At 71.0% G+C, this 20667-nt stretch carries 22 protein-coding genes and 3 tRNA genes; 7 read left to right on the forward strand and 18 right to left on the reverse strand.

Translation table 11 applies throughout. The features are described from left to right. Positions 1 to 91: 91 nt before the first annotated feature. Positions 92 to 1108: an adenosine deaminase gene (locus tag ACWGKJ_RS02030; protein WP_385029317.1), complete on the forward strand. Its 1017-nt coding sequence runs from the start codon at positions 92 to 94 to the stop codon at positions 1106 to 1108. A 106-nt stretch (positions 1109 to 1214) separates the two neighbouring features. Here the strand turns inward: ACWGKJ_RS02030 and ACWGKJ_RS02035 are convergent, their stop codons facing one another. The 8 genes from ACWGKJ_RS02035 to ACWGKJ_RS02070 all read right to left on the reverse strand — a co-directional run bounded on the left by ACWGKJ_RS02035 (position 1215) and on the right by ACWGKJ_RS02070 (position 6227). Then, complete coding sequence (locus tag ACWGKJ_RS02035; RefSeq protein WP_385029314.1) at positions 1215 to 2270, reverse strand: UDP-N-acetylmuramate dehydrogenase; 1056 nt, start codon at positions 2268 to 2270, stop codon at positions 1215 to 1217. 127 nt (positions 2271 to 2397) lie between these two features. Then, entirely contained in the window at positions 2398 to 3846 is a 1449-nt protein-coding gene (locus ACWGKJ_RS02040; protein ID WP_385029311.1) for an MFS transporter, read from the reverse strand. A 123-nt stretch (positions 3847 to 3969) separates the two neighbouring features. Beyond that, positions 3970 to 4527 carry a TetR/AcrR family transcriptional regulator gene (locus ACWGKJ_RS02045; protein ID WP_385029308.1) on the reverse strand — a complete coding sequence of 186 codons (558 nt, stop codon included), beginning with the start codon at positions 4525 to 4527 and terminating at the stop codon, positions 3970 to 3972. A 219-nt stretch (positions 4528 to 4746) separates the two neighbouring features. Next, complete coding sequence (locus tag ACWGKJ_RS02050; RefSeq protein WP_385029305.1) at positions 4747 to 5184, reverse strand: MaoC family dehydratase; 438 nt, start codon at positions 5182 to 5184, stop codon at positions 4747 to 4749. 2 nt (positions 5185 to 5186) lie between these two features. Beyond that, on the reverse strand, positions 5187 to 5639 hold the full coding sequence (locus ACWGKJ_RS02055; protein ID WP_385029302.1) for an FAS1-like dehydratase domain-containing protein: 453 nt from the start codon (positions 5637 to 5639) through the stop codon (positions 5187 to 5189). A gap of 148 nt (positions 5640 to 5787) precedes the next feature. Continuing rightward, on the reverse strand, positions 5788 to 5952 hold the full coding sequence (gene rpmG, locus ACWGKJ_RS02060; protein WP_006604855.1) for a 50S ribosomal protein L33: 165 nt from the start codon (positions 5950 to 5952) through the stop codon (positions 5788 to 5790). 85 nt (positions 5953 to 6037) lie between these two features. Next, positions 6038 to 6110, reverse strand: a tRNA-Met gene (locus ACWGKJ_RS02065). A 44-nt stretch (positions 6111 to 6154) separates the two neighbouring features. Further along, positions 6155 to 6227: transfer RNA gene (locus tag ACWGKJ_RS02070), tRNA-Thr, on the reverse strand. Between the two features lie 329 nt (positions 6228 to 6556). Here ACWGKJ_RS02070 and ACWGKJ_RS02075 point away from each other — a divergent pair. The 3 genes from ACWGKJ_RS02075 to ACWGKJ_RS02085 all read left to right on the forward strand — a co-directional run bounded on the left by ACWGKJ_RS02075 (position 6557) and on the right by ACWGKJ_RS02085 (position 9168). Next, the gene (locus ACWGKJ_RS02075) at positions 6557 to 7819 is read left to right on the forward strand and encodes an amidohydrolase family protein (RefSeq protein ID WP_385029299.1); all 1263 of its coding nucleotides are present in this window, start codon (positions 6557 to 6559) and stop codon (positions 7817 to 7819) included. A gap of 150 nt (positions 7820 to 7969) precedes the next feature. Beyond that, the gene (locus tag ACWGKJ_RS02080; protein WP_385029296.1) at positions 7970 to 8626 is read left to right on the forward strand and encodes an SDR family oxidoreductase; all 657 of its coding nucleotides are present in this window, start codon (positions 7970 to 7972) and stop codon (positions 8624 to 8626) included. Next, entirely contained in the window at positions 8626 to 9168 is a 543-nt protein-coding gene (locus tag ACWGKJ_RS02085; protein WP_385029293.1) for a GyrI-like domain-containing protein, read from the forward strand. Before ACWGKJ_RS02080 ends, ACWGKJ_RS02085 begins: the two co-directional genes overlap by 1 nt. Positions 9169 to 9313: 145 nt before the next feature. Here the strand turns inward: ACWGKJ_RS02085 and ACWGKJ_RS02090 are convergent. Further along, positions 9314 to 9395, reverse strand: a tRNA-Tyr gene (locus tag ACWGKJ_RS02090). 258 nt (positions 9396 to 9653) lie between these two features. On the opposite strand from ACWGKJ_RS02090, the gene ACWGKJ_RS02095 reads away from it, so the two are divergent. The 3 genes from ACWGKJ_RS02095 (at position 9654) to ACWGKJ_RS02105 (ending at position 11727) form a co-directional block, all read left to right on the forward strand. Further along, positions 9654 to 10142, forward strand: a complete 489-nt coding sequence (locus ACWGKJ_RS02095; RefSeq protein WP_385029290.1) for a YajQ family cyclic di-GMP-binding protein — start codon at positions 9654 to 9656, stop codon at positions 10140 to 10142. Between the two features lie 165 nt (positions 10143 to 10307). After that, positions 10308 to 10823: a methylated-DNA--[protein]-cysteine S-methyltransferase gene (locus tag ACWGKJ_RS02100; protein ID WP_385029287.1), complete on the forward strand. Its 516-nt coding sequence runs from the start codon at positions 10308 to 10310 to the stop codon at positions 10821 to 10823. 118 nt (positions 10824 to 10941) lie between these two features. Continuing rightward, positions 10942 to 11727, forward strand: a complete 786-nt coding sequence (locus ACWGKJ_RS02105) for an alpha-ketoglutarate-dependent dioxygenase AlkB family protein (protein WP_385029284.1) — start codon at positions 10942 to 10944, stop codon at positions 11725 to 11727. A 58-nt stretch (positions 11728 to 11785) separates the two neighbouring features. On the opposite strand, the gene ACWGKJ_RS02110 is transcribed toward ACWGKJ_RS02105, so the two are convergent. The 9 genes from ACWGKJ_RS02110 to ACWGKJ_RS02150 form a co-directional block, all read right to left on the reverse strand. After that, on the reverse strand, positions 11786 to 12058 hold the full coding sequence (locus ACWGKJ_RS02110) for a GlsB/YeaQ/YmgE family stress response membrane protein (RefSeq protein ID WP_385029281.1): 273 nt from the start codon (positions 12056 to 12058) through the stop codon (positions 11786 to 11788). Positions 12059 to 12196: 138 nt separating this feature from the next. Further along, complete coding sequence (locus ACWGKJ_RS02115; protein ID WP_385029278.1) at positions 12197 to 12589, reverse strand: YccF domain-containing protein; 393 nt, start codon at positions 12587 to 12589, stop codon at positions 12197 to 12199. Then, on the reverse strand, positions 12586 to 13449 hold the full coding sequence (htpX, locus tag ACWGKJ_RS02120) for a zinc metalloprotease HtpX (protein WP_385029275.1): 864 nt from the start codon (positions 13447 to 13449) through the stop codon (positions 12586 to 12588). Before htpX ends, ACWGKJ_RS02115 begins: the two co-directional genes overlap by 4 nt. A gap of 143 nt (positions 13450 to 13592) precedes the next feature. Next, entirely contained in the window at positions 13593 to 14051 is a 459-nt protein-coding gene (locus ACWGKJ_RS02125) for an MscL family protein (RefSeq protein ID WP_385029272.1), read from the reverse strand. Positions 14052 to 14231: 180 nt separating this feature from the next. Further along, positions 14232 to 15764 (reverse strand): NADH-quinone oxidoreductase subunit N, encoded by a 1533-nt coding sequence (locus ACWGKJ_RS02130; protein ID WP_385029269.1) that lies wholly within the window; start codon positions 15762 to 15764, stop codon positions 14232 to 14234. Continuing rightward, on the reverse strand, positions 15761 to 17407 hold the full coding sequence (locus ACWGKJ_RS02135; protein ID WP_385029341.1) for a complex I subunit 4 family protein: 1647 nt from the start codon (positions 17405 to 17407) through the stop codon (positions 15761 to 15763). The genes ACWGKJ_RS02130 and ACWGKJ_RS02135 overlap by 4 nt, the downstream gene beginning before the upstream one ends. A gap of 27 nt (positions 17408 to 17434) precedes the next feature. Continuing rightward, positions 17435 to 19435: an NADH-quinone oxidoreductase subunit 5 family protein gene (locus ACWGKJ_RS02140; RefSeq protein ID WP_385029266.1), complete on the reverse strand. Its 2001-nt coding sequence runs from the start codon at positions 19433 to 19435 to the stop codon at positions 17435 to 17437. Further along, positions 19432 to 19914 carry an NADH-quinone oxidoreductase subunit NuoK gene (nuoK, locus tag ACWGKJ_RS02145; protein ID WP_385029263.1) on the reverse strand — a complete coding sequence of 161 codons (483 nt, stop codon included), beginning with the start codon at positions 19912 to 19914 and terminating at the stop codon, positions 19432 to 19434. The genes ACWGKJ_RS02140 and nuoK overlap by 4 nt, the downstream gene beginning before the upstream one ends. Then, complete coding sequence (locus ACWGKJ_RS02150) at positions 19914 to 20660, reverse strand: NADH-quinone oxidoreductase subunit J family protein (protein WP_385029338.1); 747 nt, start codon at positions 20658 to 20660, stop codon at positions 19914 to 19916. The genes nuoK and ACWGKJ_RS02150 overlap by 1 nt, the downstream gene beginning before the upstream one ends. Positions 20661 to 20667 lie beyond the last annotated feature (7 nt).

Genomic DNA, 20667 nt, shown 5'->3' on the forward strand with positions numbered 1-20667 from the left:
TCTCACCGGGGGCCCGTTTCTTCGTTCGGCCGTCTCCTCGTTGGGGGAAAGCGGCTACCGGTGCGGCGGTTCCGTACGGCAGGATCCTTGGATGGAGCGAGTACGTGACATCCGGCTGCTGCCCAAGGCCCATCTGCACCTGCACTTCACCGGTTCGATGCGGCCCACCACGCTGCTGGAGCTGGCCGGCAGATACGGCGTGCACCTGCCTGAGGCACTGACCGGCGGTGAGCCTCCGAAGCTGCGGGCCACCGACGAGCGCGGCTGGTTCCGCTTCCAGCGGCTGTACGACATCGCGCGGTCCTGTCTGCGCACCCCCGACGACATCCAGCGGCTGGTGCGCGAGGCCGCCCAGGAGGATGTCGCGGACGGCTCGGGGTGGCTGGAGATCCAGGTGGACCCCACGTCGTACGCCCCGTTCCTCGGCGGGCTCATCCCGGCGCTCGAAGTCATCCTGGACGCGGTGGACGCGGCGTCGCGGGAGACCGGGCTCGGCATACGCGTGGTGGTCGCCGCGAACCGGATGAAGCACCCGCTGGACGCCAGGACCCTGGCGCGGCTGGCGGTGCGGTACGCGGACCGCGGGGTGATCGGTTTCGGTCTCTCCAACGACGAACGCCGGGGTATGGCGAGGGACTTCGACCGGGCGTTCGCGATCGCCAGGGAGGGCGGTCTGCTGGCGGCACCGCACGGAGGTGAGCTGAGCGGGCCCTCGTCGGTGCGGGACTGTCTGGACGATCTGCACGCGGCGCGGATCGGGCACGGGGTGCGGGCGGCGGAGGACCCGATGCTGCTGCGGCGGCTGGCCGAGCGCGGGGTGACCTGTGAGGTCTGCCCGGCGTCGAACGTGGCGCTCGGCGTCTACGAGAAGCCCGAGGACGTACCCCTGCGAAAGCTGTTCGAGGCCGGGGTGCCGATGGCGCTCGGTGCGGACGACCCGCTGCTGTTCGGGTCGCGGCTGGCGGCCCAGTACGAGCTGGCGCGGGCGCAGGGTTTCACCGACGCCGAACTGGCCGAGCTGGCGCGGCAGTCGGTGCTCGGCTCGGCGGCGCCCGTAGATGTCCGGCGGAAGCTGCTCTCCGGCATCGACGACTGGCTTGCCGGCTGAGCCCGCGTATGTATGTACGTGCGTGCGTATGTGCGTACGCCTATGAGGGGCGGGCGGCCGCAGCCTCCCGCCCCGGCTCCGGCCCCGGCCCCGGCCCCGGCCCCGGTTACAGGCTGACGCCGACCGTCACCGGCTCGTTGACCAGGGTCACGCCGAACGCCTCGTGCACCCCCGCGACCACCTCGCGGGCGAGTGCGAGCAGGTCCTCGGTGGTGGCCCGGCCCCGGTTGGTGAGGGCGAGTGTGTGCTTGGTGGAGATACGGGCGGGGCCGGTGCCGTACCCCTTGGTGAAGCCCGCCCGGTCGATCAGCCAGGCCGCCGATGTCTTGGTCAGTCCCTCCCCCGCCGGGAAGGCGGGCGGCGCGGTCTCCGCTCCGAGTCGCTCGCGCACGCGCGCCAGGAACGCGGCGAACTGGGTGTCGTCGAGGATCGGATTGGTGAAGAACGATCCGGCCGACCAGGTGTCGTGGTCGTCGGCGTCCAGCACCATGCCCTTGCCCGCGCGCAGCTTCAGCACGGTCTCGCGGACCGTCGCCGCCGGTACCCGGTCGCCCGCCTCGACCCCGAGGACGCGGGCCGTCTCCGGGTACTTGACGGGCGCCGAGAGCCCGTCCGCGTCTTCGAGCGCGAAACGCACCCGGAGCACCACATAGCGGTCGGGTTCGGCCTTGAAGCGGCTGTGACGGTACGAGAACCGGCACTCGGCGTTCGAGAGGGTGACCGTCTCGCCGGTCGTACGGTCGTACGCGACGACCTCGGTGAGGGTCGACGAGATCTCCTGGCCGTACGCCCCCACGTTCTGGATCGGGGTGGCACCGGCGGAGCCGGGGATCCCGGCCAGGCACTCGATGCCCGCGAGTCCGGCTTCGACGGTACGGGTGACGGCGTCACTCCAGGTCTCGCCGGCCGCGAGTTCCAGCGCCGTACCGGAGAGCGAGAAGCCGCGTGTCGCGATCCGCAGGGCGGTGCCGGCGAACCCCTTGTCGCCGATGACCAGATTGGAGCCGCCGCCGATGACGAGCAGCGGGGTGCCTTCGGCGTCGGCCTCCCGGACGGCCTCGACGACTTCGGCGTCGGTCTCCGCCGTGACCAGCCGGGTCGCGGGGCCGCCGAGGCGGAAGGTGGTCAGGGGGGCGAGTGGGGCTTCAAGGAGTTCCTGCACGGGCCCAGCGTACGAGAACGGCCCCGCCGGTCGGGCGGGGCCGTTCTGGTGCGGAGGATCATTCACGTACGGGTGACTCGGGCGAGCGGCTCGGACGGCGGCTCAGGCGAGCGGCTCAGGCGGCGGCTCAGGCGGCGGCTCGGACGGCGGCCGTCTCGCGGTCCGTGCCGGGCTCCGGTGCCAGGTCCGCGGGCCCCGGTGCGCCGCGCCGCGGGATCAGCAGGGCGACGAGCGCCGCGACCGCGACCGCTGCGGCGCCGATCCACAGGGCGGGGACTGTCCCGTCGGTGAAGGAGGCGGGCGTTCCGTATCCGCCGCGGGCCGCGAAGACCGCGCCCAGGACGGCGATGCCGAGCGCGCCGCCGACCTCGCGCAGGGCGTTGTTGGCGCCGGACGCGATGCCCTGCTCGGCGGGGCGGACGCTGGACATGACCACGCTGGACGCGGGGGCGAAGTACAGCGCCATGCCGGCTCCGCCGAGCATCAGTGCCGGGAGGATCGTCGGATACGACACGTCCGGGCCGATGAGCAGCGCGAAGAGCGCGAGCCCGGCCGCCTGGAGCGCGAGGCCCGCGGCGACGACGGGCCGGCCGCCGATCCGGTCGGAGAGGGCGCCCGCGAACGGCGCGATGATCAGCGGCATCCCGGTCCAGGGCAGCATCCGCAGTCCGACCTGGGTCGGCGAGTAGCCCAGGACGCCCTGGAAGAACTGGCTCAGCAGGAATATCGAGCCGAACATGCCCAGGAACATCAGCAGGGACGCGCCGTTGATCCCTGCGAAGGCGCGGTTGCGGAAGAGCCGCATGGGGAGCATGGGGCGGGCGTGGTGGAAGCCGTGGTGGACGAAGCCGGCCAGTAGGGCGAGACCGGCGAGGAGGCTGGTGAGGATCGGCGTACTGGACCAGCCGTCCGTCTGCCCGTTGACGAGGGCGTAGACGACACCGAACAGGCCGCCGCTGACCAGGAGGGTGCCGGGAATGTCGAGCCGGGCGCCGGGTCCGCGCGATTCGGCGAGGCGCAGCCGGGCGAGCGGGAGCAGGGCGAGGCCGACCGGCACATTGAGCCAGAAGATCCACTGCCAGGAGAGGTGCTCGGTGAGGGAGCCGCCGATGAGCGGGCCGCTGGCCACGGCGAGGCCGGTGACGGCGCTGAAGATCCCGAGGGCGGCGCCCCGGCGCGCGGCGGGTACGGCGGCGGTGAGCAGGGTCAGGGTGAGCGGCATCATGACCGCGGCGCCGAGGCCCTGCACGGCACGGGCGGCGATGAGCGGGGCGATCCCCGGGGCGAGGGCCGCCGCGGCCGAGGCGCCGGTGAAGACCGTGAGGCCGGTGAGGAAGAGCCTGCGCCTGCCGAACCGGTCGCCGAGGGCGGCGCCGAACATGAGCAGGACGGCGAAGGTGAGCGTGTACGCGTTCACCGTCCACTGGAGGTCTTTCAGCGCGCCGCCGAGATCCTGGCGGATCGAGGGCAGTGCTGTGGTGACGACGAGGTTGTCGAGGGCCGCCATGAATCCCGCGACGCTGGTGATGATCAGAGCCCAGGTGGCGCCTGCGCGCCGGGCTGTCGGTCCGTTCACTTCTCCCCCTGCTGGCGGGCCGGGCGGTGGTCCGTCCGGCTTGATTAGTTATTGATTACTAAGTTTCGCGGCCATGGGTCCGGATGCTCCCCCACCGGGGCCCTCAGTAGTGCCGCCGCTCACTCACTTCTTGGGCTGCGCCGAGTCGTAGAAGCCGGTCCACACCCGGTGCTCCGGGGCGAACCCCAGCGCGACCAGCGTGTTGACCAGCATCCCGTACGCCAGGAACGTCGTCGTCTCGTCGACGTCGGCGCCCAGAGCCAGATGAACCGCGTCGTACAGCCCCATCCACGCGGCACGCGCCGCCTCCCCGAACTCACGGTCCCCCGACGCCGCCGCGGAGGCCGCCGCCACATAGACCTGCATCTGCATCAGCAGCTTGTCCGGGTCCTCGGCGATGAGCGACTGGTAGGCCCGCGCCATGGCATGGAGGGCCTCCTCCGCCGCCAACCCGTCCGCCGCCCTCGTGAGGACGGCCGTGGTCTCCTCGACACAGCGCTCGGACGCCGCCAGGAAAATGGCCTCCTTGTTCGGGAAGAGCCGGAAGAGATACGGCTGGGAGACGCCCACCCGCTTGGCGATCACCTCGGTGGAGGTGCCGCGATAGCCACCGCGGGCGAATTCGACCATCGCCGCGCGGATGACGCTCTCGCGCCGCTCCTCTGCGCTCATCCTGACCATACGAGTAAGTTAGTGGCTGATAACTAACTAAGTCAAGAGGCGCTGACGGCCGCCCGCCCGGACCCATCCCCATGCGCGGACGAAGGGCGCGGCCGCCCGCCCGGACCGTTCCGGTACGCGGCAAGGGGCGCCCGCCCACGCGAGCGCCCCCTGCCCGTGTCAGCACACCACGGCTTCCGCCGCCGCGCGCCGGGCCCGCACGGCCCCCGGCACCGCGCCTCAGGCGAGGCGCACCACGGCGCGGGACATGCCCAGTACCTTCTTGCCGTCGCTCATCGCCGTCAGGTCCACCCGCACCGTTCTGTCGTCGGGCTCACCGACGAGGGCTCCGACCTTGGCGCTGACCTCGATCACTGCGCCGTCGGCGTCGTTCGGGACGACGACCGGCTTGGTGAAGCGGACGCCGTACTCCACGACCGCGCCCGGGTCGCCGACCCAGTCGGTCACCACCCGGACCGCCTCGGCCATGGTGAACATCCCATGTGCGATGACATCGGGGAGTCCGACCTCCACCGCGAACTTCTCGTTCCAGTGGATCGGGTTGAAGTCGCCGGAGGCACCCGCGTACTGCACCAGCGTCGCCCGCGACACCGGGAACGACTGCGCCGGCAGCTCGGTGCCGACCTCGACGCTCTCGTAGGAGATCTTCGCTGCCACCGTCACGCCTCCCCGGCCGCACGCGCGACCAGCTTCGTCCACGCCGTCACGACGAGCTCACCTGACTCGTCGTGCACCTCACCGCGAATATCAATGATGTCGTTTCCGGCAAGGGACTTGATCGCTTCGATGGTCGAAGTGACCGTCAGCCGGTCCCCGGACCGGACCGGGCGCCGGTAGGCGAACTTCTGGTCGCCGTGCACCACCCGCGTGTAGTCCAGACCCAGCTGCGGATCCTGCACGACGACGCCCGCGGCCTTGAAGGTGATCGAGAAGACGAACGTCGGCGGGGCGATGACATCGGCATGCCCGAGCGCCTTCGCCGCCTCCGTGTCGGTGTACGCGGGATTCGGGTCGCCCACCGCTTCGGCGAACTCGCGGATCTTCTCCCGGCCCACCTCGTACGGCGCGGAGGGCGGATAGGTCCGCCCCACGAACGACTGGTCGAGCGCCATGGCTCACTACCTCCTGGTGGAGTGCCGGGAATCAGAAAGAATCACAATAACCGCGAGTAACCGCAGAAATGACATGAGGCCGCCCCCCGCTAGGGGGCGACCTCATGTCTGTGCCTGTGGAGAGCTGTACCCGTGGAGAAAGCTCGGGTCAGCGGGTTTCGCGGTGCGCGGTGTGCGAGTTACAGCGCGGGCAGTGCTTCTTCATCTCAAGACGGTCCGGGTCGTTACGCCGGTTCTTCTTGGTGATGTAGTTCCGCTCCTTGCACTCCACGCAGGCCAGCGTGATCTTCGGGCGGACGTCGGTGGCAGCCACGTGAGTGCTCCTTGGACGGATGGACGGATGAACGCATAAAAGAGTAGCCGATCGAAGGACCGAGCCCACCATCGGCTACCGTGTGTAGCGGTGACCGGACTTGAACCGGTGACACAGCGATTATGAGCCGCTTGCTCTACCGACTGAGCTACACCGCTTTGCTACGGAATCCCTCACCCGAAGGTGAGGGCTCCCGCACCAGAGCCCCAATACGGAATCGAACCGTAGACCTTCTCCTTACCATGGAGACGCTCTACCGACTGAGCTATTGGGGCGAGCGATGAAGACATTACACGGTCATTCGCCGTCGCCCAAATCCTTATGAGGGCCCCTCGCCCGGCCCTCTCTCCACCCCTCTCCCCGTCCTCTCCCGGCCCTCTCTTCACCCCTCTCCCGGCCCTCTCTCCACCACGCCGTCCCGCCTCCCGCCCGGCTCCCACCAGCCCCTTCCACCGCCGTTCGGCCCACAAGGCCCGTCGGCCACCGGAGTCACTCCCAGTACGACTAATCCGCCCCTCCTCGAAGCGGGGCCAGCCTTCCCCATAGGCTCGCTTCACGCTGCGTGACCTCGCACGTCACGCCCGGCCCAGTACCCAGGAGCGCGATGCCCGACAGCCAGCCGCGGCCTCCCGAAGGAGCCACCGCAGACACCACCGCGCTCCTGCTTCGCGGGGCCCGCCTGGCCGACGGCCGCACCGTGGACGTCAGCATCAGCCAGGGGTACATCGAAGCCGTGGGCACCGCCGGCAGCCTCACCGTGCCCGGCTCCCGCGCCTCCGCCGCCCCCCGTATCGAGCTCGACGGCTATCTGCTGCTCCCCGCGCCCGCCGAACCGCACGCCCACAGCGACACCGCCCTCACCGCCGTCGCCGGGCCGGGTCCGGGGCCGGACACCAGCGGGGCGGTCTCCGACATCCAGCGCCGCGCCACCGAAGCCGCCCTGCTCCAGCTCGGACACGGGGCCACCGCGCTGCGCTCGCACATCCGGATCGGGGACGTCCAAGGGCTCGGCGCGATGGAGGCCGTACTCCAGGCCCGGCGGTCGCTGCGCGGGCTCACCGACCTCACCACGGTCGCCGTACCCCGGCTGCTCACCGGCGTCGCGGGCGCGGACGGCCTCGCCATGCTGCACGACGCCGTAAAGATGGGCGCCACGGTGGTCGGGGGCTGCCCGGACCTCGATCCCGACCCGACCGGATACACCCAGGCCGTCCTCGAAGTCGCCGCCGAGCACGGCTGCGCCGTCGATCTGCACACCGAGGGTGACGACCCGGCCCGGCTGGCCCGGCTCGCCGCCATGTGCGGCGGGCTGCGCCCCGGCGTCGCCATCGGCCCCTGCGGCGGGCTCTCCCGGCTTCCGCACGACACCGCGGTCCGTGCGGCGGGGCGGCTTGCCGCCGCGGGCGTCACCGTGGTCTGCCAGCCGCAGGGCGGGTGCGGCGGCGTCGAGAGCCGCGGGACCGCGCCCGTACGACTGCTCCGCTCCGCGGGGGTACGGGTCGCCGCGGGCAGCGGCGCGCTGCGCGACCTGACCAATCCGGTCGGCCGCGGGGACCCGCTGGAGGCCGCGTATCTGCTGGCGTCCCAGAGCGGGCTACGGCCCGACGAGGCGTACGGCGCGGTCAGTTCGGCGCCGCGCGAGGCCATGGCGCTCCCCGAGGTGCGGGTGGAGGCGGGCTTCCCCGCCGAGCTCCTCGCCGTACGCGGCGACCAGCTCTCCGCGGTGCTGTCCCTCGCGTACAGCAGGATCGTCATCCACCGCGGGCGGGTCGTGGCACGGACCAACGCGGTGCGCGAGTACTGCGACTCGACCGCACCCGGCACGCTCGGACTGCCGCGCCAGGGGCGGACCGGCCCCGGCGCCTGAGCGCGGCCTCCGAGCACGGCGCCCCAGCGTGGGGCGTCGGCGGGTGCTCGGGCCCGGCCCGCCAGGCCGCCACTCGCGCAAGTGGTGTATCCGAGGCCTCCGTACGGGGTTCCTGAGCGCGCGGGGCCGCCGGAGCGTACCGTCGGAAACATGCGCATTGTCATCGCAGGTGGACACGGTCAGATCGCGCTGCGGCTGGAGCGGTTGCTCGCCGCGCGCGGTGACGAGGTCGCGGGCATCATCCGCGCCGCCGGACAGGCCGACGACCTGAGATCCGCCGGGGCCGAGCCGGTCGTCCTGGACCTGGAATCGGCCACCGTCGACCAGGTCGCCCAGGCGGTGTCGGGCGCCGACGCGGTGGTCTTCGCGGCGGGCGCGGGCCCCGGCAGCACCGTCGAGCGCAAGGACACCGTGGACCGCGACGCGGCGGTCAAGCTCGCGGACGCCGCCGAACAGGCGGGCGTACGCCGGTATCTCATCGTCTCGGCCATGGGCGCCGACACCGCCCACCGGGGCGACGAGGTCTTCGACGCCTACCTCCGGGCCAAGGGCGCGGCAGACGACGCCGTACGCGCCCGGCGCACTCTCGACTGCACCGTGCTGCGCCCCGGCGCGCTGACGAACGGAGCGGGCACCGGGCAGGTACGCCTGGAGGCCACGACCGGCCGGGGCGAGGTCCCCCGCGACGATGTGGCCGCGGTACTGGCCGAGTTGATCGAGACCCCGGCGACGGCGGGTCTGACCCTGGAGCTGATCGGCGGCTCGGTGCCGGTGTCGGTCGCCGTGAAGGATGTGGCGGGCAACTGATGCAGAACCCACCCGTGGCCGCCGAGCGGGCGGCGCAGCCGTACGCGGCGATCAAGGAGACCGTCACCATGGACACGTTCCCGGTGGTCGCCGACCGGCTGTCCGAGGTGTTCGGCTGGCTCGCGGAACGCGGGATCGAACCAGCGGGTGCGCCGTTCTTCCGGTACGACGTCATCGACGTGGAACGCGGTATGGAGGTCGAGGCGGGCGTACCGGTGGCGCGTCCACCGGAGGGCGCGGCCGGGGGCACCGACTCCATGGACGCCGACACGGGTGAGGTCTTCGCCGGGACACTGCCCGCCGGCCGGTATCTGACGGTCACCCATATCGGGCACCCGGATGAGCTGTTGGGGGTGACGGCGGGCCTACTGGAGTATGCCGCGGCGCGCGGCATGGAGTGGGACGTGGAGAAGGCCGACGTGGTCGAGGAGTGGGGCTGCCGGCTGGAGATCTACAAGACGGATCCGCGGGAGGAGCCGGACATGTCCAAGTGGGAGACGGAGCTGGCCTTCCGGCTCGCGGACGCCGGGGCGCAGCCGTAGCTGCCGGCCGCGCGGAAAGCCGTAGCGGCGAGGCACGGGCTCGGACCGCCGGAAAACCAGAAAGCCAGAAAGCCGGAAAGCCCCGGAAAGCCCCGGAAAACCAGAAAGCCTCTGACCAGACATGCTGGTCAGAGGCTGATTCCGGTGGCGGCGCCAGGGTTCGAACCTGGGTAGGCTGAGCCGGCAGATTTACAGTCTGCTCCCTTTGGCCACTCGGGCACACCGCCGGGGGTTTGCCGCTACGGAACCGCTGTGTCGCGGGACTCCGTGGCAACGACGTAAACGATACCTGATGACCCGGGGTGCTTCGCCACCCGGTTGATCAGGGACGGGCGGGGGCGGCCGTGGCGCAGCGCTTAGGCTTGCGCGCAGCAGGCCGGGACGCCGGTCGTCCCCCTCGGCGCACCCGTTTCAGCACACCGGATTCAGTACATCCGTTTCACCACATCCGATTCATCGCACCCCGATACAAGGAGCCACAGGACATGGCCGACTCCAGTTTCGACATCGTCTCGAAGGTCGAGCGGCAAGAGGTCGACAACGCCCTCAACCAGGCCGCCAAGGAGATCTCCCAGCGTTACGACTTCAAGAACGTCGGCGCCTCGATCGACTGGTCGGGCGAGAAGATCCTGATGCAGGCGAACACCGAGGAGCGGGTCACCGCGATTCTCGATGTCTTCCAGACCAAGCTGATCAAGCGCGGGATCTCGCTCAAGGCGCTGGACGCGGGCGAGCCGCAGCTGTCCGGCAAGGAGTACAAGATCTTCGCCTCCATCGAGGAGGGCATCTCGCAGGACAACGCCAAGAAGGTCGCGAAGGTCATCCGCGACGAGGGCCCGAAGGGCGTCAAGGCGCAGGTCCAGGGCGACGAGCTGCGGGTCAGCTCCAAGAGCCGGGACGATCTGCAGGCCGTGCAGGCGCTGGTGAAGGGCAAGGACTTCGACTTCGCGCTGCAGTTCGTGAACTACCGCTGATCTCCTGCTCCCCCGGCGGTCCGACGCTACGGCGATCCGGCGCTGCCGCTGTCCGGCGGGACATGTGGCGTCCGAAATCCGCCGGTCCGGATGGTCGGGGGATCGCAGACTCGTAGGTGTCCCGGTGGAACTGCCGCCGGGGCGCTGCGAGGAAGGGAGCGACCGATGACGGTCTACACGACGGCCGACAGTCCGCTCGGTGAGCTGCTGCTGGTGGGCGAGGAGTCGGCCGAAGCACGCGGCGGTGTGGCGCTGGCCTCGCTGTCCGTGCCGGGACAGAAGGGCGGGGTGACCGCCGAGGACGCTGCCGGGGCGGGGTGGCGGCGGGATCCGGCCGCCTTCGACTGGATCACCGAACAGCTGCGGGCCTACTTCACCGGTGGGTCGACCCGCTTCGCGATCGATTACGCGGCCGGTGGCACCGCGTTCCAGCAGCGGGTGTGGGCGGCGCTGGACGGTCTGCCGTACGGCGCCACGGTCTCGTACGGGGAGCTGGCGGGGCGCATCGGGCTCGCGGGCGCCGGAGTGCGGGCCGTGGGCACCGCGATCGGGCGCAATCCCCTGCTGGTCGTACGGCCGTGCCACCGGGTGATCGGGGCGGACGGGGCGCTGCGCGGTTACGCGGGCGGGCTGGAGCGCAAGCGGTGGCTGCTGGGGCTCGAAGGGGTACCGGCGTCGTGAGGGCGGGGCGCTGGGGCCGAACGGGGCGCCGGGGGCGCACTGGGCGCTGGGGCCGCAATCAGCGCTGGGGCGGAACGCGGCGCTGGGGCGGCCGGGACGGCGGGGCGGGTGCCGGGGTATGACCGGGCTGTTTCCGCGGGACCGGGCGGAGGTCGCTCCCGGGGCGGTGCATGTGCCGGAGTGGCTGTCGGTGGAGCGCCAAGGGGAGCTGGTCGCGGCGTGCCGGGAGTGGGCGCGGGGGCCTGTGCCGCTGCGGCATACGCGGTTGCCGGGCGGGGGCGTGATGTCCGTACGGACGGTGTGTCTGGGGTGGCACTGGCAGCCGTACCGGTACGCACGGACCGCCGATGATGTGAACGGCGCACGGGTGGCCGAACTCCCGGAGTGGCTGGCGGAGTTGGGGCGGTCCGCGGTGACGGAGGCCTACGGGGAGGCCGGCTGTGCCGGGGAGACCAGGGGCGCCCGGGACGCGGGGGGCACCCGGGAGACCGCGGGTGCCCGGGAGACCGCGGGTGCCAGGGGGACCGGAGATGCCCGGGAGACCAGGGGTGCCGGTGCCGGGTACGCGCCCGATGCGGCGCTGGTGAACTTCTACGACGGTGACGCGCGGATGGGTATGCACCAGGACCGTGAGGAGCGGTGCGCCGCCCCGGTGGTGTCCCTGAGCCTGGGCGATACGTGCGTCTTCCGGTTCGGGAATCCGGAGGGGCGGGGGCGGCCCTATACGGATGTAGAGCTGGCGTCCGGGGATCTCTTCGTCTTCGGAGGACCTTCGCGGTTCGCGTACCACGGTGTGCCGAAGGTCCTCCCCGGGACGGCTGATCCGGCGGTGGGGCTGCGGGGCGGACGGTTGAACATCACACTGCGGGAGACAGGGCTCGGAGGCCCGGCCGGCCGCGGATGACCGGTGGTGTCCGGCGCCCCGGGTACTCCGGTACGCGGGGTCCGGGGCCGGTACACGGTCAGCGGTGTGAGCGGGAGTTGCCGAAGAGCAGCCGGTAGACGATCAGCAGGACCAGGGCGCCCGCGATGGCGGAGATCCAGGTCGCGCCGTCGTAGAAGTGCTTGGTCACCGGGTGGTGGAAGAAATGGGAGGCGCCCCAGCCGCCGATGAAGGCCCCCACGATGCCTATCAGGGTGGTGCCGACGATGCCGCCCGGGTCACGGCCGGGGAGCAGGATCTTGGCGATGGCTCCTGCGAGCAGTCCGAGGATGATCCAACTGATGATTCCCATGAGCAGAGCCTGCCTTACGTTCGGTGTCTTAAACAGGGACGCCGGGGCGGCATGGCTGGTTGCGTCGCAGGTCGTGGCGGGGCCCGCACCGCGACCTGTGGTCCTGGTGCGGGCCCGGGGGAAGCTGTCCGGTCCGGCTCAGCGGGCGGTGAAGGGCTGGTCCGTGGGGACGATCTCCTTGCCCAGGGGCATCAGGGAGAGGGGAATCAGCTTGAAGTTCGCGATACCGAGCGGGATCCCGATGATCGTGACGCACAGGGCGATCCCGGTGACGATATGGCCGAGCGCGAGCCACCAGCCGGCCAGGACCAGCCACAGGACGTTGCCCACGCAGGAGGGGGCGCCGGCGTCGGAGCGGTCCACCGCCATGTAGCCGAAGGGCCAGAGCGCGTAGACCCCGATACGGAACGCGGCGATCCCGAAGGGGATGCCGATGATCGTGACGCAGAGCAACGCACCCGCGAGCACATAGCTGAGGAACAGCCAGAAGCCACAGAGGATGAGCCAGATGACGTTGAGGATGGTCTTCATGGACGGGGGCCTGCCATCTGTTCGAGTCGGGAGATGCGCTCCGTCATGGGCGGGTGCGTGGAGAACATCTTGGACAGTCCCTGACCGGGACGGAAAGGGTTCGCGATCATCATGTGACTCGCGGTCTCGATCCGGGGCTCGGGGGGCAGCGGCAGTTGTTTCGTACCGGCGTCGAGCTTGCGCAGGGCGCCCGCGAGAGCGAGCGGGTCACCGGTGAGCTGGGCGCCCGACGCGTCGGCCTCGTACTCGCGTGAGCGGCTGACGGCCAGTTGGATGAGGGACGCGGCCAGCGGGCCCAGGATCATGATCAGCAGCATACCGATGAGGCCGGGGCCCTCGTCGTCCTCGGAGCGGCCGACGGGGATCAGCCAGGCGAAGTTGACGAGGAACATGACGACGGAGGCCAGGGCGCCGGCGACCGACGAGATCAGGATGTCGCGGTTGTAGACATGGCTGAGCTCATGGCCGAGGACGCCGCGCAGTTCGCGTTCGTCGAGGATCTGGAGGATGCCCTCGGTGCAGCAGACCGCGGAGTTGCGCGGATTGCGCCCGGTGGCGAAGGCGTTCGGCGCCTGGGTCGGCGAGATGTAGAGCCGGGGCATGGGCTGGCGGGCCGCGGTGGAGAGCTCGCGGACGATCCGGTAGAGCGCCGGGGCCTCGAACTCGCTGACAGGGCGGGCCCGCATGGCGCGCAGGGCGAGCTTGTCGCTGTTCCAGTAGGCGTAGGCGTTGGTGCCGAGTGCGACGACGAGCGCGACGATCAGGCCCGTACGGCCGAAGAAGCTGCCGATGACGATGAGGAGGGCCGAGAGGCCCCCGAGGAGGACTGCGGTCCTCAGCCCGTTGTGCCGGCGGTGCACGGTACGCCCTCCAAATCGTGCGGCGGGGAACCTTCGCTCAGTCCGGTCCACTGTCCAGTGGACCCTCCCTCACTGGTCAACGCCAGGCGAGGGAGGCTAGTTCCCTTGTGCGCGCGTCCGGTGGTGTGCGCCGTACGGGTGGATCAGCCCTGGGCGGGGATCTTCGCCAGTTCCAGGGCTTCCGGCAGGGGCTCGATCTGGCTGGTGCAGTGGGCGCAGCGGGAGGCGATGGCCGGGATCTCGGTGTAGCAGTACGGGCAGTCGCGGAGGGCGGCCTTGATGTCGATGGGCTTGTCGGCGGTGAAGCGGGACTGGATCTTGGCCAGCGGGACGACGACGCAGAAGTAGAGGACAGCGGCGGTCACCAGGAAGGCGACTCCGGCGTTGATGAGGAGCCCGTAGCGGAAGTGCGCGCCGTCGACGGTGAACTCGGCCTTGCTGAAGTCGCCCATGGCGGAGCTGGTGGCGAGGCCGATCAGGGGGGTGATGAAGGCGGTGCTGAGCGCGGTGACGACCGCGGTGAAGGCGGATCCCACGGCGAGGCCGATGGCCAGTGAGATGACGTTCCCGCGGAGGATGAAGTCTTTGAACCCGCTCAGCACTGCTTGCTCCTCGTTCGTAGTTCCCGGTGGCCCCGTAGAGCCCTGTAGCCCCATAGTCCCTGCGCACGGCTCCGCGGCGGGCCATCGGGTGGTGCTCTCCGGTGTCGTACCGCCGGTGCCCCGGAGTGTGCGCCGGAGCGCCGTCCGTGGTGTGCGCCCGGCCGAAGACCGTAGCAAAACTCAGAAGAGGCTGCCGGACGCGAAGTGCAGGGCCAGCTGGGGGGCGACGGAGAGTACGGCGCCGGCGGCGGCCGTGAGGGCGACGGTGAGCGTGAGCGGGAGGGGGATGCGGGGGCCTGTACGGGTTTCGCCGGCCGGGGTTCCGGCGGTGGCGGCGGGTGCGGGGGTGGCTGTCGTCGCGGAGGGTGTGCGGAATAGCACAGCCGTCCAGCGGAGGTAGTAGGAGAGGGCGATGACGACGTTGACGGCCATGACGACGGCCAGCCAGCCGAGGCCCGCGTCGACCGCGCTCTGGAAGACGGTGACCTTGGCGAAGAGTCCGATGATGCCGGGAGGCAGCCCGGCCAGGCAGAGCAGGAAGAAGGCGAGCGCGAGGGCGGTGAGGGGCCGGGTGGCGTAGAGGCCGCGGTAGTCGCCGAGGCGCCTGCCGGGGCAGGAGCGCGCGACGAGCGCCACGGTGGCGAAGGCGCCGATGTTCACGACGGCGTACATGAGGGCGTACGCGACGGTGGAGCCGATCTCACCGTCCGAGGTGTACGCGGCGGCCGCGACCGGTACGAGCAGATATCCGGCCTGGCCGATGGAGGACCAGGCGAGGAGCCGGACCGCGCTGTGGGCGCGGGCGGCCCGCTGGCGCAGCGCCGCGGTGTTGCCGACGGTCATGGTGAGGGCGGCGAGTACGGCGACGGCGGGGCCCCAGATGTCGGCGTAGCCGGGGAAGGCGACGACGGTCACGAGGATCAGCCCGGAGAAGCCGACGGCCTTGCCGACGACGGAGAGGTAGGCGGCGACGGGCAGCGGCGCCCCGGCGTAGGTGTCGGGGACCCAGAAGTGGAAGGGCGCGGCGGCGGTCTTGAAGGCGAAGCCGACGAGGGTGAGGACGACTCCGGCCTCGGCGAGGGTGTCGAGCTGCGGGTCGGTCCTGGCGGTGGCGATACGGGTGAGGTACAGGGTGCCGGTGGCCGCGTAGACGAAGCTGACGCCGAGCAGGGTGACGGCGGTCGCGGTGACCGACGAGAGGAAGAACTTGAGGGCCGCTTCGGACGAGAGGCGGTCGCCGCGTCTGAGGCCGACGAGGGCGAAGGCCGGCAGGGAGGCCACTTCGAGGGCGACGACGAGGGTGGCGAGGTCCCGGGAGGCGGGCAGCAGCGCGGCGCCGGAGGCGGAGGCGAGGAGCAGGAACCAGAACTCGCCGGCCGGGAGACGGTCGCCGCCGGTGTCGCTCATCGAGAGCAGAGCGGTGAGCAGGGCGCCGCCGAGCACGAGCAGCTGGATGGCGAGGGTGAAGTGGTCCGCGGTGTAGCTGCAGGCCGCGCCTCCGGTGGTGAGGCAGAAGGTGGAGCGGTCGCCGTGGCGCAGGGGCAGCAGCATGAGGACGGCGGCGACGAGCCCGGCGACCGCGGTCCAGCCGAGCAGCGGCTTGCGGTGTTCGGGGACGAAGAGGTCGGCGACCAGGATGATCAGCGCGGTCCCGGCGACGATGACGGGCGGCGCGATCGCGAGCCAGTCGACGGACTGGACGAGGGAGCTCATGCCTTGCCTCCTGCGAGGAGCTTCTGCACGGCCGGGTCGGTGAGGCCGAGCAGGGCAGCGGGCCACAGTCCGGCGAGGACGGTGAGGACGACGAGGGGGCTCCAGGTGGCGAGCTCGTAACCCTGGACGTCCTGGATCCGGGCGCCCGGGATCTCATGGGCCTGGGGTGCGTGGCTCCGGGGCCCGTCGCTCCGGGGCGCGTGGCCGGGGGCTTCCCGGGTGCCGGCGGTGGCGGCTTGTGCCTGCGGTGGTGTCCCGCCCATGCAGACACGGCGTACGACGAGGAGGAGGTACGCGGCGGTCAGCAGGGTGCCAAGGGCAGCGAGGGACATGAAGGTGAGGAAGGCGGGACGGCTGAGCCCCGCGGCCGGGTCGAAGGCGCCGAACATGGTGAGCATCTCGCCCCAGAATCCGGCGAGTCCCGGCAGGCCGAGCGAGGCGACGGCGGCGAAGGCGAGGAGACCGCCGAGCCGGGGGGCCCGGCCGTAGAGGGCGGCGCCGGCCGCTCCGGCGAGCGTGTCCAGGTCGGCGGTGCCGTGCCGGTCCTTCACCGCGCCCACCAGGAAGAAGAGCAGTCCGGTGATGAGGCCGTGCGCGATGTTGGCGAAGAGCGCCCCGTTGACTCCGGTGGGGGTCATCGAGGCGATGCCGAGGAGTACGAATCCCATGTGGCCGACGGACGAGTAGGCGATGAGCCGCTTGAGGTCGCCCCTGTTGCCGCGCCGGGCGAGCGAGAGGCAGGCGAGCGATCCGTAGATGATCCCGGTGACGGCGAAGGCCGCCAGGTAGGGGGCGAAGGTGTGCATGCCCTCGGGTGCGACGGGCAGGGCGATGCGGACCAGTCCGTACGTGCCCATCTTGAGCATGACCCCGGCGAGGAGGACCGAGCCCGCGGTGGGGGCGGCGGTGTGGGCGTCGGGGAGCCAGCTGTGCAGCGGCCACATCGGGGCCTTCACGGCGAGGCCGGCGGCGATGGCGAGCACCGCGACGACCTGGGTGCCGTGGGTGAGGCCGCGGCCGTTGTCAGTGGCGAGTGCCACCATGTCGAGTGTGCCGCTCTTCACGCCGATGAGGAGGAGACCGAGCAGCATGACGACGGAGCCGAGCAGGGTGTAGAGGATGAACTTCCGGGCGGCCGCGGTGCGTCCGGCGCCGCCCCAGCGGGCGATGAGGAAGTACATCGGGATGAGGACCATCTCGAAGGCCAGGAAGAAGAGGACCAGGTCGAGGACGGCGAAGGTGGCGAGCGTCCCCGATTCGAGGAGGAGGACGAGCGCGACGAACGCCTTGGGGGACGGGCCCGCGGGGAGCTTGAAGCAGGAGTAGAGCGCGCAGAGGAAGGTCAGCAGCGCGGTCAGTACGAGGAGGGGGAGCGAGATGCCGTCTGTACCGAGATGGATGCGGACGTGGAGCGCCGGGATCCAGCTGATGTCAGTGGTGGCCTGCATCTTCGACGGGTGGTCACGGTCGAAGCCGAGCGCGAGGACGATCGCGGCGATGAGCACGGCGCCGGTGACGATCACACCGTGGCGCAGTACGGCCTGCCGGGGTGAGCGGCCCCGGAGTCCGGGCGGTGCGGGCAGGAGCGCGGCGACGGCGCCGATGGCCGGGGCGGCGACGATGAACGCCAGAAGGAACTGCATCACGGACGCGCTGATATCGATCACGGCTCACGATCCGGCGTAGGCGTTGGCAAGGGCGACGGCGGCGATCACCAGGACGACGGATCCGGCGAGCAGGGCGCTGAGGTAGGTCTGCGGATTGCCGGTCTGGGCGCGGCGGAAGGCGGCGCCCAGCCAGCGGGGTGCGGCGCTCGCACCGCGTACGTAGGTGTCGATGACCTCGCGGTCCAGGAAGCGGACCAGTTGGGCCGCGGCGAGTACGGGGCGTACGCATACGGCGGTGTACAGGGCGTCGAGGTGGAAGCCGGACGCCGCGTGGCGGTGGAGCGGGCCGAGGAGCAGTCTGCCGGGGTCGAGGGGGTCGGGGGCCGAGGCGATGCTGCCGTAGATGGAGCGGTGGGTCGCGATGGCTTCGGCTTCGACGGTGCCGGGGTCGGCGTCGGGGTGGGCTGTGACGGCGCCGATCGGGGGCTGTTGGGCCATGGCCGTGGTGTGGCGCCAGGTGCCGTAGGTGACGAGTCCGCCGACGAGCGCGACTCCGGTTCCGAGGACGGAGGTGGTGAGGGTCGGGGTGAGGCTGTGGCCGTCGAACCAGCCGGACAGGCGTCCTGCGGTGAGGCCGAAGCCGATGGTGGGGACGGCGAGGAGCCAGAGCACACCGTTCATGGCGAGGGGCTGCTTGCCGTGGTCGGGGGCTTCGTTGCCCTTGCCGCGGAAGGCGAGCAGCCAGAGCCGGGTGGCGTAGGCGGCGGTCAGCAGGGCGGTGACGAGTCCTGCGACGAGCACGGTCCAGCCTGCGCCCGCCGGGGCGGTGGCGCTGTGGCCGAGTGCGGTGTTCTCGGCGGCGCCGAGGACGGACTCCTTGGAGAAGAATCCGGCGAAGGGCGGGATCGCGGCGAGTGCGAGCAGGGCGATCGTCATCGTCCAGAAGGCGTCGGGGATGCGCCGGGGCAGGTTGTCCATGCGGCTCATGGCGGCCAGCGAGTTGGTGCCCGCGGCGTGGATGACGACACCGGCGCCGAGGAAGAGGAGTGCTTTGAACGCGCCGTGCGAGAGGAGGTGGAAGACGGCGGCCCCGCGGTCGCCGGCTGCCAGGGCGCCCGACATATAGCCGAGTTGGCCGATGGTCGAGTAGGCGAGTACGCGTTTGATGTCGTCCTGGGCGAGGGCGGCGAGCGCCGATCCGATCATGGTGACGGCGGACATGGCGGCGAGGACGGTCATGGCGGCGGCCGACGCCGCGAAGACAGGGAGCAGCCTGGCGGTGAAGTAGATACCGGCGGCGACCATGGTGGCCGCGTGGATCAGGGCGGAGACGGGGGTGGGGCCTGCCATCGCGTCGGGCAGCCAGGTGTGCAGCGGGAACTGCGCGGACTTCCCGGCGACGCCGGCGAGCAGCAGCAGGGCGGTCACTGTCGGGTGGTGGAGCCCGCCTTCGGAGACGGTGTGCAGGATGCCGGTGATGCGGAACGTTCCGGCGTCGGTGGCGAGCGCGAACAGGCCGATCAGAAAGGGGACATCGCCGAGTTTGGTGACCAGGAACGCCTTGAGGGAGGCGGAGCGGGCTTCGGGGGTCTCCCAGTAGTGGCCGACGAGGAAGTACGAGCAGATACCCATGACCTCCCAGCCGACGAGCAGCACCATCAGGTCGCCCGAGTAGACGACGAGCAGCATCGCGGAGGTGAAGAGCGAGACGATCGCCGCGTACGAGGGGTAGCGCGGGTCGTCGCGGAGGTACGCGGTCGAGTAGATCTGCACGCATCCGGCGACGACCACGACCAGGACGGCGACGAGCGCGGCGAAGCCGTCGATGTACAGGGACAGGTCGACGGGTACGGAGCCGGTGGGGGTCAGCCGGGTGGCCGCTTCGATGGGGCGCCCGCCGCTCTGCCGGACGGCCACGGTGATGGCGAGCGCGGCTGCGGCGAGCGTCGGAAGGATGGCCAGGGGCCGGACGAATCCGGGCGCGACACGGCCGAGCAGGAGTCCTGCCACCGCTCCCAGGAAGGGAAGGAGGGGAACGAGGACGGCGAGGGTCGTCGTGGTCACGCGGCAGCCTCTGCCTTCTCCTCGCGGGCGTCTCCGTGGGGGTCGTCGGGGCCGTGGGGGTGTTCGGGTCCGTGGGGGTCGTCCGGTCCGTCCGGGTGGCCGGGGTCGTCAGGGCCGCCCGGGTCGTCGGGGCCGTCCGGGTCGTCGGGTTCTTCCGGGTCGTCCGGGGCCGGTGATTCGGCGGTGTCGCGGAGCTGGTCGATGTCCGTCGTACCGCGGTTCCGGTGGACCGCGAGGACGATCGCGAGGCCGATGCCGATCTCGGCGGCGGCGATGGCGATCGTGAAGAGGGTGAGGGCCTGCCCGGAGTGGAGCCTGTCGCGCAGCCATACGTCGAAGGCGACGAGGTTGAGGTTGACGGCGTTGAGCATCAGCTCGACGGACATCAGGATCAGGATGACGTTGCGGCGGGCGAGGACTCCGTACAGCCCGGTGCAGAAGAGGAGGGCTGCGAGCACAGCCGGATAGACGAGGTGCATCAGCGCTGCCCCCTGCTGTCCCGGGGTGCGCCGTTCCCGGGGGCGCCGTTCCCGGGGGCCGCGCTGTCCCCGGTCGTGGGGGTCGCTCCCGTGGCCGGGCTGTCCCCGGTCGTGGGGGTGGCTCCCGTGGGTGCGCTGTCGCTGAGTGCTGCGCTGCCGCCGGGTACTGCGATGTTGCTGGGTGCTGCGCTGCCTCCGGTCGCCGCGCTGTTCTTCCGGGACAGGACGATTGCCCCGACGAGGGCGGCCAGCAGGAGCACCGAGAGCGCTTCGAAGGGCAGTACCCAGTTGCGGAAGAGGATCTCCCCGGTGACTTCGGTGGAGCCCTGGACCGGTCCGTGGAGGTTGATCCAGGTCGTACGGAACGCGTCGGCGACCACCCAGACGAGAGCGGCGGCCGCTGCGGCAGCTACGACGAGCGCCACCCAGCGGTTCTCCGAATCGGCGTCCGGGGAGCGGCCGATAGGGGCCTTGGTGAGCATCAGTCCGAAGAGCAGGAGGACGACGACGGAACCGACGTAGATCAGTACCTGCACCCAGGCGATGAACTCGGCCGTCAGCAGCAGGTATTCGACGGCAAGACCGCCGAGCGCCACGATCAGCCAGAGGGCGGCGTGCACCAGCTGCTTGGTGGTGACGGTGATGAGCGCGGCGCCGAAGGTAGCGACACCGACGAGGAGGAAGGCGATCTCGACGCCCGTCGGGGACAGGAACCCGGGGTGGCTCGCGGCTGCGACGGCAACCATGTCTGCT

It is taken from the genome of Streptomyces sp. NPDC054757 (assembly GCF_053612185.1).